This is a genomic window from Streptomyces sp. NPDC001020 (assembly GCF_053599115.1).
This window is the reverse complement of sequence record NZ_JBSFLQ010000040.1, coordinates 1-15112: the sequence shown is the minus strand read 5'-3', so window position 1 is coordinate 15112 and position 15112 is coordinate 1. Positions and strand designations below refer to the sequence as shown.

General features: G+C 69.5%; 12 protein-coding genes and 2 pseudogenes. 8 read left to right on the top strand and 6 right to left on the bottom strand.

The annotated features are described in order from the left end of the window. Positions 1–29: 29 nt before the first annotated feature. Positions 30–1262 (bottom strand): sensor histidine kinase, encoded by a 1233-nt coding sequence (locus ACWDEX_RS29900; RefSeq protein WP_450467511.1) that lies wholly within the window; start codon positions 1260–1262, stop codon positions 30–32. After that, the gene (locus tag ACWDEX_RS29895; RefSeq protein ID WP_450467510.1) at positions 1259–1915 is read right to left on the bottom strand and encodes a response regulator transcription factor; all 657 of its coding nucleotides are present in this window, start codon (positions 1913–1915) and stop codon (positions 1259–1261) included. The genes ACWDEX_RS29900 and ACWDEX_RS29895 overlap by 4 nt, the downstream gene beginning before the upstream one ends. Before the next feature lie 173 nt (positions 1916–2088). On the opposite strand from ACWDEX_RS29895, the gene ACWDEX_RS29890 reads away from it, so the two are divergent. From ACWDEX_RS29890 to ACWDEX_RS29875, 4 genes are read left to right on the top strand one after another with little or no spacing between them, the layout of a single operon-like run. Further along, positions 2089–2628, top strand: a complete 540-nt coding sequence (locus ACWDEX_RS29890; protein ID WP_450467509.1) for a hypothetical protein — start codon at positions 2089–2091, stop codon at positions 2626–2628. After that, positions 2625–3764, top strand: coding sequence for a peptidoglycan-binding protein (locus ACWDEX_RS29885; protein ID WP_450467507.1), 1140 nt, complete (start codon positions 2625–2627; stop codon positions 3762–3764). Before ACWDEX_RS29890 ends, ACWDEX_RS29885 begins: the two co-directional genes overlap by 4 nt. Further along, the gene (locus ACWDEX_RS29880; protein ID WP_450467506.1) at positions 3761–4456 is read left to right on the top strand and encodes an ABC transporter ATP-binding protein; all 696 of its coding nucleotides are present in this window, start codon (positions 3761–3763) and stop codon (positions 4454–4456) included. The genes ACWDEX_RS29885 and ACWDEX_RS29880 overlap by 4 nt, the downstream gene beginning before the upstream one ends. After that, positions 4453–5658: an ABC transporter permease gene (locus ACWDEX_RS29875; protein WP_450467504.1), complete on the top strand. Its 1206-nt coding sequence runs from the start codon at positions 4453–4455 to the stop codon at positions 5656–5658. Before ACWDEX_RS29880 ends, ACWDEX_RS29875 begins: the two co-directional genes overlap by 4 nt. 849 nt (positions 5659–6507) lie before the next feature. Here the strand turns inward: ACWDEX_RS29875 and ACWDEX_RS29870 are convergent. After that, positions 6508–6639 (bottom strand): annotated as a pseudogene (locus ACWDEX_RS29870) (SWIM zinc finger family protein); the annotation flags it as partial. Between the two features lie 329 nt (positions 6640–6968). After that, a complete protein-coding gene (locus ACWDEX_RS29865) occupies positions 6969–9776 on the bottom strand; it encodes a DEAD/DEAH box helicase (RefSeq protein ID WP_450467503.1) in 2808 nt (935 codons plus the stop codon). Positions 9777–9953: 177 nt separating this feature from the next. Between ACWDEX_RS29865 and ACWDEX_RS29860 the strand changes: the two genes are divergently transcribed. The 3 genes from ACWDEX_RS29860 to ACWDEX_RS29850 all read left to right on the top strand — a co-directional run bounded on the left by ACWDEX_RS29860 (position 9954) and on the right by ACWDEX_RS29850 (position 11127). Then, a complete protein-coding gene (locus ACWDEX_RS29860; protein ID WP_450467502.1) occupies positions 9954–10232 on the top strand; it encodes a hypothetical protein in 279 nt (92 codons plus the stop codon). A 248-nt stretch (positions 10233–10480) separates the two neighbouring features. Then, positions 10481–10729, top strand: a complete 249-nt coding sequence (locus ACWDEX_RS29855; RefSeq protein ID WP_450467500.1) for a hypothetical protein — start codon at positions 10481–10483, stop codon at positions 10727–10729. After that, positions 10726–11127 carry a DNA-binding protein gene (locus ACWDEX_RS29850; protein WP_450467498.1) on the top strand — a complete coding sequence of 134 codons (402 nt, stop codon included), beginning with the start codon at positions 10726–10728 and terminating at the stop codon, positions 11125–11127. Before ACWDEX_RS29855 ends, ACWDEX_RS29850 begins: the two co-directional genes overlap by 4 nt. Before the next feature lie 372 nt (positions 11128–11499). Here the strand turns inward: ACWDEX_RS29850 and ACWDEX_RS29845 are convergent. Then, positions 11500–11892: pseudogene (locus ACWDEX_RS29845) on the bottom strand (CoA-binding protein); the annotation flags it as partial. A gap of 297 nt (positions 11893–12189) precedes the next feature. Between ACWDEX_RS29845 and ACWDEX_RS29840 the strand changes: the two are divergent. Beyond that, positions 12190–13638 (top strand): MFS transporter, encoded by a 1449-nt coding sequence (locus ACWDEX_RS29840; protein ID WP_450467497.1) that lies wholly within the window; start codon positions 12190–12192, stop codon positions 13636–13638. A gap of 1189 nt (positions 13639–14827) precedes the next feature. Here the strand turns inward: ACWDEX_RS29840 and ACWDEX_RS29835 are convergent. Continuing rightward, positions 14828–14986: a metal-sensing transcriptional repressor gene (locus ACWDEX_RS29835; RefSeq protein WP_450467495.1), complete on the bottom strand. Its 159-nt coding sequence runs from the start codon at positions 14984–14986 to the stop codon at positions 14828–14830. Positions 14987–15112: the final 126 nt, after the last annotated feature.

Here is a 15112-nt window from a genome sequence, read left to right as displayed (position 1 = left end):
GCGGCACCTACGTGCCGTGGTGCAGCGGCCTATGTCTCAGCGTGCGGGGGAATCGAGTCGGGCGGCAGGGTCACGGTGACCACCAGGCCGCCGCCTTCGCGGGGTCGGGCTGTGGCGTCGCCGCCATGGGCGCGGGCGATCGAGCGGACGATGGACAGGCCGAGGCCTGCTCCCTTGGCGGTGACCAAGCGATCGGCGCCCAGGCGGCGGAAGGGTTCGAACAGGGCCGGGATCTCGTACGCCGCCACCTCGGGGCCGGTGTTCGCGACCTCGATCTCGGCCCTGCCGTCGTCGAGTGCGCGGCAGTCGACCCGGACCCAGCCGCCGCGGTCGCAATTGTGCCGGATGCCGTTCTCCACCAGGTTCTGGACCAGCCGTTCGAGCAGCAGCGCATCGCCGGCGGTGAGCGCCTCGTGCGACTCCTCGTGCAGGGTGACCCCGTTCTGCTGCGCCTCCGGGGCCGTCTGTGTCACCACATGACCGGCGACATCGGCCAGATCGACCGGACGCCGCTCGATTACCTCGTTCTCCGAAGTGGCCAGCAGCAGAAGGCCGTTGATCAGCCGCTCGTGCCGGGCGTTGATCTGCAGCAGGTCCTCGCCGAGCCGTATGACGTCCTCCGAGGCGGCCTTTCGGTGCACGGCCATCTCGACCAGGGCACGGCCCAGGGTGAGGGGTGTGCGCAGTTCATGGGAGGCGTTGGCCACGAAGCGCCGCTGGCCGTCGAAGGAACGATCGAGGCGTTCGACCATGGTGTCGAAGGCGTCGGCGAGATCCTTGACCTCGTCGTCGGGGCCGCGCAGGGAGATGCGTTCGTGCAGCCCGCGATCGGCGGCCGGAGCGGCGGCGATACGCCGGGCGGTGTCGGTGACCCGGTGCAGCGGGGCCAGGACACGGCCGGCGATGAGCCAGCCGAATCCGGCAGCGGCACTGCCGACGACGGCGAGTGCGATACTGCCCTGGGTGATCAGGGAGTTGGTTGCGGCGTCGCGCAACGTGTCCTGTTGGACCTTCATCCACTTTGTCGGGTCTTCGCCGGTGCGTACGGCGCCGCCGGGAGGCGGCAATACGGTGGGGGGCGAGGTGCTCGCGCTGCCACGGCCGCTGAAGATCTTGGGGCCTTGCGCGCCCAGCTGCTGAGTGAACAGGGCATAGGTGACGCCGAGCAGGACGACGCCCGCGGTAAGGAACATGCCGCTGTAGATCAGCGTGAGCCGGCTCTGCAGGGTGATGCGGCGCGGCGACAGCTTCCGAGGCTTCATGCGATGCGATACCCCACCCCGGTCACGGTCTCGACGACGGGCGGATCTCCCAGTTTGCGGCGCAGCTTGAGGACGGTGAGGCGGACCGCGCCGGTGAACGGGTCGGCGTGCTCGTCCCACACCTTCTCCAGCAGATGCTCGGCGGAGACCACGGACCCGTCGGCGCGCAGCAGTTCGGCCAGTACGGCGAACTCCTTCCGCGCGAGCGGAACGTACCGCCTGTCCCGGAAGACCTCATGGCGGGCCGGATCCAAGGTGATTCCCGAGCGGCTCAGGACCGGTGGTGCCGCGGGGCGGCTGCGACGCCCCAGCGCCAGGACGCGGGCCGCGAGTTCGGGGAAGGCGAAGGGCTTGGTGAGGTAGTCGTCGGCGCCGAGACCGAGCCCGACGACCCGGTCGGTGACGTCCGAGGCGGCGGTCAGCATCAGTACCCGCGAGGACGCCCCGTTCGCGACGAGCCGGCGGCAGACCTCGTCGCCGTGGACCAGGGGCAGGTCCCGGTCCAGTATGACCACGTCGTAGGCGTTGACGTCCGTGCGTTCCAGGGCGGCGGCGCCGTCGTGGGCCACGTCGACGGCGTGGGCCTCCTGGCGCAGCCATTCCGCGATCGTGTTGGCGAGGACCGGCTCGTCCTCCACCACCAGCACCCGCATTCGTCTCCTGCCCTTCCTCGGTGTACGTGACCGTCCGACGTTCACAACAGCCCATGATGCTGGTCGGGTTGTTTCCTTTTCGTCAGGAGGAAACAACGAGGAAACGCGCGGTCGTCTTCCATTCCCTCCCAGACCGGCATTGCAGCCGGTCGTGACGAGGAGGAGACGACGACGTGCGCATATTCAACCGTGGCGCACTTGCGGCACCGGCGCTCGCCCTGGCCCTGGTGCTGACCGGATGCGGTTCCGATGACGGCGGCGCCAAGGTGGCCTCGGCCGATGGAGACAAGAAGAAGAGCAGGAGCGAGGGCAGCCTGTCCGACAAGGACAAGCAGGAGGCGGGTGTGAAGTTCGCCCGGTGCATGCGGGAGAACGGGGTCGACATGGAGGACCCGCAGCCCGGCAAGCCTATGCGTGTCATGGGAGACGGCAGCACCGACCTGAACAAGGCCATGCAGGCGTGCCGCAAGTACATGCCCCAGGGAGGTCCCGGCTCGCCCGGCTCGGATCCCAAGGCCCAGGAGCAGATGCGGAAGTACGCGAAGTGCATGCGCAAGAACGGCGTGGAGAACTTCCCCGACCCGGGGGACGGCGGCATGCGGCTCGACAAGTCGGTCACCGGGGACGCGGACTTCAAGAAGGCCGACACAGCGTGCCAGGACCTCATCAAGGCCTTCCGTAACGGCGACAGGCAGAAGAAGGAGCAGGGATGAGTGAGCCCGCAGCAGCCACTCCGGCGGACCGGCCGTCGCCCGGAACGGAAGGGTCACCCCGCCGGAAGCGGCTGCGCGGGAGGATCGCCGCCACCACCGCCCTCTTCGTGGTCGCCACAGGTGGGGCAGCGGCCGCGGGCCTCGGCCTGGGGGGCGGCTCGTCCGCGGATGAGTCGCACGACGCGCTGCCGCCCAAGACGGCCGAGGTGACCCGGCAGACGCTCACCGACTCCCGGAGCGAGGAAGGAGAGCTCGGCTACGGGTCCACGATCACCGCGACCAGCAGGCTGTCCGGCACTCTCACCGAACTGCCGCACGCCGGCCGGAAGATCACCCGCGGACAGGCGCTGTACGAGGTGGACGAGCGCCCGGTGACGTTGATGTACGGCTCGGTGCCCGCGTATCGCGCACTCAGGACGGGCACCAAAGGATCCGACGTCAAGCAACTGGAGAAGAACCTGAAAGCGCTCGGTTACACCGGCTTCGCCGTCGACGACGAGTACACCGACAGCACGGCTGCCGCGGTCGAGGAGTGGCAGAAGGACAGGGGCCTGGAGGAAACAGGGACCGTGGAGCCCGGGCAGGTGGTGTTCACGTCGGGCTCCGTTCGCGTGGACACCCTCGCGGCCGCGAAGGGCGACCAGATCGCCCCGGGCCAGAAGGTGCTGTCGTACACCGGCACCACCAAGGTCGTCACCGTGGAACTCGACACCGCCGACCAGCGGCTGGCCGAGGAAGGCAAGAAGGTCACGGTGAGGCTCCCGGACGACACGGAAGTCGAGGGCCGTATCGACCAGGTCTCCACGGTCATGGAGGCGGCCGGCAGCGAGCAGGAGGAGGCGAAGACCAAGGTGGAAGTGGTCGTCGCGCTCGACGGGGCGAAGGCGCAGAAGACAGCGGACAAGTACGCCCTGGCCGCGGTGCACGTCGACTTCACCGCGGGCAGGCGCGAGAACGTCCTGACCGTCCCGGTCGCCGCACTGCTGGCGCTCGAGGAGGGCGGTTTCGGAGTGGAGGTCGTCAAGGGCTCAATCACCTCGTACGTCCCCGTCACCACCGGCCTCTTCGCGGGCGGCCGGGTCGAGGTCAGCGGCGACGGCATCAGCGAGGGCACGAAGGTGGGGATGCCGGAGTGATCATCCTGACGGACGTGACAAAGGTCTACAGCGGTGGCGTCACCGCCCTCGCCGGAGTGACGCTGACGATCACCGACGGTGAGCTGGTCTCCATCGTCGGCCCGTCCGGCTCCGGCAAGTCCACGATGCTCAACATGCTGGGCACCCTGGACCGCCCCACATCGGGCAGCGTGCACGTCAACGGTTATGACGCGGGCACCCTGTCGGAGAAAAAGCTCTCCGCACTGCGCGCCCGCCATATCGGCTTCGTCTTCCAGCAGTTCCACCTCGCCGCGGGAACTTCGGCGCTCAAGAACGTGGCCGACGGCCTGTTGTATTCGGGACTGCGACCCGACGAGCGGAGCCGTCGGGCCGCGGCGGCGCTGACCCGGGTAGGCCTCGGGCACCGCCTGGAGCACCGGCCGCACGAACTGTCCGGAGGCGAACGCCAGCGGGTCGCGGTGGCCCGAGCAGTCGCCGGTGACCCGTCCCTGCTGCTCGCCGACGAGCCGACCGGTGCCCTGGACTCCGCCTCCGGGGCGGGGGTGATGGAGCTGCTGCGCGAACTGCATGCGGGAGGCACCACGGTGGTCATCATCACCCACGACCAGGAGATCGCCGCGTCCCTGCCCCGTCAGGTGCGGATGCGCGACGGTCAGGTGATCGCCGACACCGCGCAGCGCGGGTTCGCCCTCTCGGAGGCGGGCCGATGATCACGGAAGCACTGCGGCCGGCCCGACTGCGGCCACTCGACGTGGCCAAGGTCGGCGCGGTCGGCCTGCGCACCCGCCCGCTGCGGGCGTTCCTCTCCTCGCTGGGCATCGCCATCGGGATTGCGGCCATGGTCGCCGTGGTCGGGATCTCGTCCTCCTCCCGCGCCGAACTCGACCGTACGCTGGCCTCGCTGGGCACCAATCTGCTCACCGTCTCACCGGGCAACACCCTGATGGGAGGGGAGGCCCAACTGCCACTGGCAGCCGAGTCGATGGTCGGCAGGATCGGCCCGGTGGAATCGGTCTCGGCCATCGGACGGCTGACCGATGCCAAGGTCTACCGGACGGAGAGGATCCCGAAGGCGGAGACGAACGGAATCGCGGTGTACGCGGCCCGCACCGGTCTGCGCTCCACGACCGGCGCCAAGCTGGCCGGCGGCACCTGGCTCAACGCGGCGACGAGCCGCTATCCGGCCACGGTCCTCGGCGCCAGCGCGGCCGAACGTCTCGGGATCAGCCATGCCGGACCCGGCATCCGGGTGCTGGTGGGCGGCCGGTGGTTCACCGTCGTCGGCATCCTGGGGCGGGTTCCGCTCGCCCCCGAGCTGGACACCGGGGCTCTGATCGGCTGGCAGGCGGCCAGGACCGAGCTGGGCTTCGACGGCCACGCGACCATGATCTATACGCGTGCCGCGGACGCGCATGTGACATCGGTCCAGTCGGTCTTGGGCGCCACCGCCAACCCCGAGGCACCCAACGAGGTACAGGTCTCCCGCCCCTCGGACGCGCTGGCCGCCAAGCAGGCGGCGGGCAAGGCGTTCACCGGACTGCTGCTCGGCCTCGGCGCGGTGGCGCTGCTGGTCGGCGGCGTCGGAGTGGCCAACACCATGGTCATCTCAGTTCTGGAACGCCGGGCCGAGATCGGCCTGCGCCGCTCGCTGGGCGCTACCCGAGGCCAGATCCGCACCCAGTTCCTGGCCGAGTCACTGCTGCTCTCCGGTCTGGGTGGGGTCGCCGGGGCGCTGCTGGGAACCGCGGTCACCGCCGGATACGCGCTGTACCAGGGCTGGCCGATCGTCGTCCCGCCCTGGGCGGTGGCCGGCGGCTTCGCCGCCACCTTCGCCATCGGCGGACTGGCCGGCGTCTACCCGGCCGTCCGTGCCTCCCGCCTCTCCCCGACGGAAGCACTTGCGGCGCCGTAGTCGACCGGGGCAGTCGTCTGCGGCTGCTCCTTGCGTTTTCTGCCCGTGGCTCCTGGTCAGCGGGGAACCGCCTCCATACCCCTCCCCGCTCTCCGACCAGGCCGCAGTGAGCGCGGTGACCGGGTCACTGTCGGCTGGTGCCGCGGGCCACCATTCGCCGTCGTCGCCCTGGAGGTAGGGGTACCAGCGGGTGTCGGGGCCCAGACGCAGCTGGATGCCGTGGTGGATGAGGGTGACGCGGTTGCGCCAGGTTCTGAGGTGTGTGGGGGAGTCAGTCATCTCGGCGAGGGCCGCGTCCAGGGCGGCGCGGGTGGCCTTCATCACCCCCGGGTCGGGGGTGTAGGGCTGTTCGGCGACGGTGATGCCCGTGGGGCCGCCGTGACGCCAGGCGCGGGTGAGGCGTGCGAAGGCAGTGGGGTTGGTGCCGGTGTTCTGGATCAGGTGGTGGAACCACCCGGGCCCGGGGTTGCTTGCGGCGATGCGCACGCCGTCCTGGTGCTGGGTCAGGTGCAGGTCGGCGGTGTCGCCCGCGAGGAGCCGGGCCGCGCGCGCGGTGACGTCGGCCATGAGACGTTCCAGGTCTGCGGCGGCCAAGCCGGTGCCGGGTGGCGGAGCGACGGGCAGTGCTGTGGTGTGGGCGGCGGGTTCCGGGAGTTCGGGCAGTTCGGGAGCCTCTTCGGCCCAATGGGCGTATGCGGCGGCGGCCGGGATGCCGGCCGGTGTTGGCGGGGCGGCGGTCTCCTGTGCTGCCGTACGGAGTGCGCGCAGCTGGGCGAAGACCTCCTCGCGACCGCGTCCGCGCAGCGCGAAGAGGACGAACGGGTCGGTGTCGATGGTGGCGGCGATGGCGTAGCAGAGCGCGGCGGCGTGCTTGCAGGGGTATCCCCAGTCGGGGCAGGAGCACTCCGGATCGAGTTCGGTGGGCAGTGGGAGCAGTGGGACGCCTGCGTGCCGGGCGTCGTCGACGAGTTCGGCGGGCATCTCGCCGTCGAGAAGTGCTGCGAGATGCCCGGCGCGGGCCGCGATCGTGTCGAGCAGGGTGTCCCACTGAGGGCGGGTGAGGACGGGCAGGTGGACTGCGGAGCGGTACGGGCGCGGGCGGCTGCCCTGAACAGCGGCCTTGACCTGGCCCGGAGCGATGGTGACCAGGCCGACCATGCCTTTGCGGGCGTAGGTGCGCCCGCGCGAGAGCCGTCCGGCGTCCAGGGTGGAGTCCTCCAGGGCAGCCACCCATGCCTGGCCCCACCAGGTCGCGGCGAAAGCTCGCTTGCCGCGGGTGGGCGCACGGCGCGGACCGGGGACAGCGGGGCTCATGACTGCCTTCCCAGGGCGACGAGTTCGGCGAGGTCGGCGTCGGACAGTTCGGTCAGGGCTGCCTCGCCGGAGCCGACGACTGCGTCGGCGAGGGCGCGCTTGGCTTCGAGCAGCTTCGCTACCTTGTCCTCCACGGTTCCCTCCGCGAGGAGCTTGTGTACTTGGACGGGTTTGTCCTGGCCGATGCGGTAGGCGCGGTCGGTGGCCTGCTCCTCGACGGCCGGGTTCCACCAGCGGTCGTAGTGCACGACGTGGCTGGCGCGGGTGAGGTTGAGTCCGGTGCCCGCCGCCTTCAACGACAGCAGGAACACCGGCACTTCACCGCGCTGGAAGCGGTCCACCATCTCCTCGCGCCGCGCGACGGGGGTGGCACCGTGCAGGAAGAGCGCGGGGACGCCGCGCTCGGCGAGATGCTTCTCCAGCAGAGCCGCCATCTGTTTGTACTGCGTGAAGACCAGCACGGATTCGCCTTCGGCGGTGATGGTGTCGAGAAGTTCGTCGAGCAGATCGAGCTTGCCGGAGCGACCCCGCAGGGGAGTGGACTGGCGCAGGCTGTGCTCTTTCAAATACTGGGCGGGGTGGTTACAGATCTGCTTCAGCGCGGTGAGCAGCTTGAGTACCAGACCGCGTCGGGCGATGCCCTCTGACTCCGCGATCTTCGCCATGGTCTCGCGGACCTGTGCCTCGTACAGGCTGGTTTGCTCGGCCGTCAGCGGGACGACGTGGTCGGTCTCGGTCTTGGGCGGCAGTTCGGGTGCGATGCCGGGGTCGGACTTCTTGCGGCGCAACAGGAAGGGACGTACCAGACGGGACAGGCGCTCGGCTGCCTCGGGATCCTCACCCGCCTCGATGGCACGGGCATGCCGGTCGCGGAAGGCGGCTAGTGTGCCGAGGAGCCCGGGGGTGGTCCAGTCGAGCAGTGCCCACAGCTCGGAGAGGTTGTTCTCCACCGGGGTTCCGGTGAGAGCGACGCGGGCGCGGGCGGGCAGGGCGCGCAGTTCGCGGGCGGTGACGGCGTAGGGGTTCTTGACGTGCTGGGCCTCGTCGGCGGCCACCAGCGACCAGGCTGTCTCGGCGAGCACTTCGCGGTCGCGGCGCAGCACCCCATAGGTGACCAGGACGATCTCGTCGCCGGCCAGGTCCTTGAGGTGGCGGTCGCCGCCGTGGTAACGGCGTACGGGGGTGAGCGGTGCGAATCTGGCGGCCTCGCGCTGCCAGTTGCCGAGCAGCGAGGCTGGGCAGACGACAAGGGTGGGGCCCGCGGTGGTGGGGTCGCTCTGGCGGTGCAGGTGCAGAGCGAGCAAGGTGATGGTCTTGCCCAGGCCCATGTCGTCGGCGAGACAGCCGCCGAGGCCGAGTGCGCACATCTCGGCCAGCCAGGCCAGGCCCCGCTTCTGGTACTCGCGCAACGTGGCCCGGAGGGCGGCGGGCTGGCGCACGGGGGTACGGGACTCGGGGTCGCGGATACGAGCGACCAAGTCGCCGAGCGCACCGACCGCCGCACAGGGGACCCGGTCACCGTCTCGTTCGGCCTCGCCGGTCAGCGCGGCGCTCAACGCCTCCATGGGGGTGAGCGGTTCCATCCGGCGGCGCTTGGCGCGGGCCACCAGCTTCGGGTCGGCGACCACCCACTGGTCGCGAAGCCGGACGAGGGGACGGCGTGACTCCGCGAGGGCATCCATCTCGGCCTCGGTGAGCGGCTCGCCGCCGAGGGAGACCTGCCAGCGGAAGTCGAGGAGGGCCTCGGTGTCCAGCAGGCCGCCCGCGGTGGAGCCGGGGGCGGTGCGCTGCCCGATCTCCGCGGTCGCGGTGAGTGCCTTGACCAGTTCGCGCGGCCAGTGCACGTCGACACCTGCCGCGCGCAGCGCGTCCGTGGCGTCCCCGAGGAGCTCGAAGGCTTCGGCGTCGGTCAACCGGAGCTGATCGGGAGCGGCATCGTCGAGCAGCCTTTGCAGCGGGGGCCAGGCGCGGGAGCCGCGGCGCAGGGCGAGCAGGGTCTCGGTCTCGGCGCGCGGGCCGAGCAGCCGCTCCACTTCGGTCGGCTCGCTCCACAGCCGTGCGGCCTCGATGACGAGCGCCGGATCCGCCGCGGTGTGCAGTTGCAGGACGGCCCGGAACTGCCGTCGGCGTCCTTCGGGTACGTCGACGCGCAGGGAGACACTGACCTCGGCGGTGAGCGCCGCCTGGGTTTCCTCGGCCCACTCACGCAAGGTGGGCACGGCACGGGCCTCGCGCCAGGCGTACGGCAGCGCTCCCATGGCGAGCGGCGCGGCCGGGGTACGCACCAGATCATCGGCGACCGCGTCGCAGAACTGGCGTACCAGCGCGGCCGGTTCGGCGATCCGTACCGGCGCAGGGCCCGGTTCGGGCAGGCAGTGGGCGTGCGGCGGGAAGGCGGCGGCCAAGGCGTCCAGCGTCTGGCGCTGGGCGGCGGTGCAGGGACCCATCTGCCAGGTGTCGTAACCGGCAGGGGTGAGGGCCGGGTGGAGGCGGCCGTCGGCGAGCAGCCGCAGCGCGAAGCGAGTGGCAGCCTGCCAGGCGACGCCGGATGGATGCGTCGGCTCCGCATCGGCCAGGGCGGAGACAGCGACGGCGACAGGCAGCGCGTAACCCTCAACCCTGCGCCGCCTGACCGAGCGGCCGTGCGGTAGGACCAGCTCCACCGCCTCGGTCTCGAGGCCGGTGGGCGCCACACTGTCTCCGGCTGCTGCCCCGGTCGGCTTCCACAGCAGCAGCCGCCCAAGGCGGGCGGGCTCACCGGGCAGGAACACCGCCGCCCAGCCGGCGCCGAGCAACTCCCTCACGAATGCGGATGTTTCCTGCCGAGCCAGCGGCGGTGCGCTCCTCGCGCCCGCACTCGGCTCTCGTACGACGACTCGTGCCACTCTCTTCCGCCCTGTCGCTTGCCGGACCTTCCCTTGGGCCGCTCACTACCGAACCCCACCAGGCAAGGTCACACGCTGGCAACCACGGGCCTTGGCTTGACTGCCGGCGACGGCGCCACGGCGGATACGCCGCTGCTGAACACACCGGTCCTCAACCGTACGGTGCAGCGCTACGGCGAGGCCATGAGCACCTGGGATCCAGCCGCGCCGGAGGCGTTGATCGAGGAGGCCACCGTCGACGCCTACGGCGAGGACGAGCAGCTCACCGGCTTCTTCACGATGATCGAGGAGAGCCTTGCCGTGCCGTTCACCACGACAGTTCTCGGCGTCGAGGTGAACGTGGTCGGTGTCACCTGGCCGAGGACGGGCGCGTGATCGCACGCTGCGCCCGAGGGTCGGTCCGACAGGACATCGGAATTCTGGACCTGCCGCTGCCGGAACCCGCCCCAGAGGGCTCGCAATGGATCGAGGCATACCGCTGCTGGGCCCGCTGAACTGGCGCGTCGCACAACTGCCCAGCTGAGCCCCTGCTCGAACGGGCAGTCGCCCCGACTGCCGCCGGCTCGGACTGACCTTGGGGAACAGACAGCACGTAGCACGCATACCGCAGTATGCTTGCGGCTATGGCTGACACCACACGCATCACGGTGACGCTCCCCACCGAACAGGTGATGGAGCTGAAGAAGATCACGGACAACATCTCCAGCTACGTGGCCGAAGCGGTCGCCAGACAGATCCGGCACCAGCTCCTGGGGGCCGACCTGCGCAGCCACACAGACGAGCACGGGGCCTTCAGTGAGGAAGAGCTGGCTGAGGCGCGGGCGCGGATCTTCGGTACGACGTCGGCCGCCGGCGGTGCGAGCGCCGCGTGAGCGGGCACCTTGAGACCGTCGTCCTGGACGGCGAGGGGCTGTCGGCCTGGGTGGCACAGGATCGGAAGGTTATGGCGCTGTTCCAGGTGTTCCACGACATGGGAGCGGACTTGGTCGTCAGCGCCAACACCATCGTGGAGGTGAGCCACGCCAGGGTGAACCTGCCCCGACTGCAATGGACGCTCTCCCGGGTCAAGGTGGAGCCGGTCACGGAGGCAGCGGCGAAGGCGGCGGCACAACTGCTCAAGGGCGCCGGTCTGCACGGACACAAGTACGCGATCGACGCCACCGTCGCGGAAGCGGCCTTGCGTCAGCCTGGCCCGGTCGCCATCCTCACGTCGGATGTCGATGACATGACCCGGCTGTGCGGCAGCAAGGTCCGGGTGATCGCGCTATGAGCGCGACATCGTCCGGGACCATGGACGGATCCGCATGGATCCGCCGAGAACCAGAGTCGCCGCAGGTCAGCCTGCGATGAGTGAATAAGGCACCGACGGATGCGCATGCCGAAGAGCTGGACCGCAATGAGCGGTCCAGCTCTTCGTTTCGCCTGTTCAGGCGGCTGCGGAGGATACGGGATTTGAACTCGTGAGGGGTTGCCCCCAACACGCTTTCCAAGCGTGGGCGCAAAGTCATCTCCCTCTATCAAGAGGTGCATGCCTGCTATCAAGAGGTGCATGCCTGCCACACCCGTTCGAGCGACCAGTTGATTGATCACGTGGTGTGCCTGGCGGGCAACAGTCAGCAAGCTTTCGTTGACGTGGGGAGTCAAGTTCAATCGCCGGGCACCGGTCCATGACCATCTCGAGGCCCGCGGCGCGGGTGCGCTCATAGGCGGACTCGTCGATCACGCCGAGCTGGAACCACACGGCTTTGGCGCCTTTGGCCACGGCTTCGTCGGCTACCGCGCCGGCGAGTTCGCTGTTCACGAAGACGTCCACCACGTCAACGTCGAAGGGAATGGCGGCGAGAGAGGGATAGCCCTGCTCCCCGTGCACCTTCTCCGCCTTCGGGTGAACGGGGACGATCCGCTTGCCGTAGCGCTGAAGTACGTCCGCGACTCCGAAGGCGGTGCGCCGCTCGTTCGAGGAGAGGCCGACGATCGCCCAGGTGTCACCGAGTTCGTCGAGGATTTTGCGGACCGTCTCCGTCTCGCCGTGCATGCCGTGCCTCCGCTGGGTCAGATGTTCGCCGCAGAAGGGAACGATCGTCGACCGCGTGCCATTCCCGTGGTTTCCCGGCTCGTGGCAACGAACGAGTCGCGCGATGGCAGCGTCACGCCGTCAGACTCCCGTGGTCCCGCCCGCACTGACGGTCACCCCGGAAGGATGCGGTGAAGGGTGACCGTCCTCCGACTCGTGCAACGCTGCCGACGCAGACCTCTTACATACCCCTCGGGGGTATGCTACGTTGCTGCCTCAGGGTACCCCCTGGGGGTATGTTGCAGAAAGGGTGAAACCATGTCAGCCGTCAATCCCCGGCGCTGGTGGGCGCTTCTCGTGCTCGCTGCCGCCCAGTTCATGGTCATCATGGACACGTCCATCATCGGGGTGGCGCTCCCGGAGATGCAGAAGGACCTCGGCTTCTCACAAGGTGAGTTGCAGTGGGTCTTCAACGCGTACGTCATCGCCTTCGGCGGATTGCTGCTCCTCGGCGGCCGCCTCTCCGATCTGCTCGGTGCGCGCAAGGTCTTCACCACCGGTTGGGTGGTCCTGATCGCGGGTTCGGTCGTCGCGGCCGCCGCGCAGTCCGCGACCGTGGAGGTCGTCGGGCGCGCCGTACAGGGTGTGGGCGGTGCGCTGATCGCGCCCTCGGCCATGACGCTGCTGATGATGCTCTTCGGGCACAACCCGAAGGAGCTCGGCAAGGCCATGGCGCTCTACGGGGCGGCAGCTCCTGCCGGTGGCACGGCCGGCGTCTTCCTCGGCGGAGTGTTCACCGAGTGGCTGAGCTGGCCCTGGGTCTTCATCATCTATGTGCCGATCGGTGTCGCCACCCTGGCGGCCACCGGACTGCTGCCCGCCGTCGCCGGCCGCCGCGGTGGCGTGGACGTACTGGGCGCCATCGCGGTCACCGCGGGCCTGGCGCTTGCCGTCTTCGCCGTCGTCCGTGCACCCGAGGTCGGTTGGGGCTCCACCGGTACGGTGCTCCAGCTGGTCGGTGCCGGCGTGCTCCTCCTGCTCTTCTTCGTGATCCAGAAGGCCCTGCGGGAACCGCTCATGCCGCTCGGTATCTGGCGTGTGCCGCGGCTCGGCTCGGCCAACCTGGCCATGACCCTGCTGGGCGCCGCCTGGATCCCGATGTGGTACTTCCTCAACCTGTACCTGCAGCAGGTCCTGGGCTACGGGGCGTTCGAGTCGGGCGCCGCGTTGCTGCCGATGACCGTCCTGCTGATGATCTTCATGACGGCCATCACGGCCCGGCTGATGATGAAGTTCGGGGCCAAGCCGCTGATCGCCGGTGGCCTGCTGGTCCTGGCGGCCGGTCTGCTGTGGCTGTCCGCCGTCGAGCCGACGGGTACCTTCGTGGTCGACGTCCTGCCCGCCTCGCTGGTCGCGGCGCTCGGTATGTCGCTCGCGTACATCCCGACGATGATGACCGCGATGTCCGGCGCCCCGCAGGAGCAGGCGGGCCTGGCCTCGGGCATCGTCAACACCACCTACCAGGTGGGGTCGGCCCTGGGTCTCGCCGCGCTCACCGCCGTGGCCACGTCGCAGGGCGCCGGTGAACTGGGCAACCTGCCCGCCCTCACGGACGGGTTCAGCTCGGCCTTCGTCTGGGCCGCGGTGATCGCGGCCGTCGGCGGGCTCGCCACGCTGCTCGTCATGCGCGGCGACAAGGCGGCCGCTGCCGCCGCGGGTCAGGCGGACTCCGCGTCGGCGACGGAGGGCGAACGCGCCCACGTCTAGGTCATGTCGTAGAGATTGCCTGCTGTTCTGTCCGATCGGCCGTCCGGGGAAGCCCTGGGCGGCCGATCGCATGAACGTGTGGAATGCCGTCTCGATGCTGAGTGGATGACGGCCGATCAGCTGAATCCGATCCCGTTCCGACCCGCCCTGACCTGCTGATCCCCAACTCGCGGAGTTAGGGGCGGTAGGTCTGACGCGGGTCAGCTGGAGCCCGGACATACTCGCCTGATCGTCGCTCGCGCGACACGAGACGGGGTTCCGACATCCGGGTGCTGAACCGACCGTTCTCCTCATGGGCCGACCGGTCGGCGTCTGGCCAGGTAAGTCCCGTCGTGCGCAGGGTGAGCTGGAGCCGGTGGAGAGGATTGTTGATGCGTCCGAGACGACTCGGCCGGGTGCGCCTGGCCGCGCTGTTCGCCGTCGGAGTTCTGGCCGTCTCTTCGGTGCTCGCCGCGGCGAGTGCGGTCACCCCCGTTCCGGACGGAGGTCCCACTGTCCTGCCGTCCTTCATCGGGCACGCGGCCAAGGGCAAGCGGCTGCCCGCGCACAAGCCGCCGCAGAACCCGTTCATGGCGCCGAACCCGTTCAACAACCTGCACAACGACGCTTGGATGAGTGAGACGTATGCGATCGCCGGGCCCCTCTGGCGTCGGCCGGCCGTCCGGTCGTCGACGTCGCCGGAGCAGAGCGGTTCCTCACCATTGTCCTTCTGTATCTCGATCACCTTCGACCGTCACGGCCGACTGGAGATGGTGTGTGGCAATCCGGGCCGCAGTGGCGTTCCGGGCCGCGTCAGGCTGCTTTTGCTCGACCCGAAGTCGCTGGTGGTCCCGGCCTCGTTCGACCTGCCCACCCCGGCCCCGACGTTGGAGTCGTTCGGCGCCTCGTACTTCTACCTCGACGAGCGCGACCGCGCTGTTGTGGCCACGTCCAACAATCACGTGATGGTGGTGGCCCAGACCGGCCGGAAGCACCACCCCGGCTTCCGGCTCGTCAACGACTGTGACCTGAGCGGCCAGGTCGGGGCGGACCACATCATCTCCGCGCTCCCGGACTGGTCGGGCCGTATCTGGTTCGTGACCAGCACGTCCGGCATCGTCGGGGTCCTCGACCGCTCGACGGGCAACGTCCGCACCCTCCGGCTGAACGAGCAGCTCGGGAACTCGTTCGCGGTGACCCGCACCGGCGTCTACGTCGTGACCAGGAAGGCCCAGTACCGGATCTTCGCCCGTGCGGGCGGTGCCCCCCGCACCCCTTCTTCGACCATGCGCTGTAGGCCTCGCACTTGGCCTTCGATCCTGCGCAGCCGCCGGATGATGTCGTCCTGGTGAGTCTTGGACCCGGCCATGGCGGCCTCCTCCTATTGGTCAGCAGTTCAGCGGTCGGCCGGTTGGAATCCGCGCAGTCGCAGGCTGTTGCCGACGACGAAGACGGAGGAGAAGGCCATGGCGGCTCCGGCGAGCATGGGGTTGAG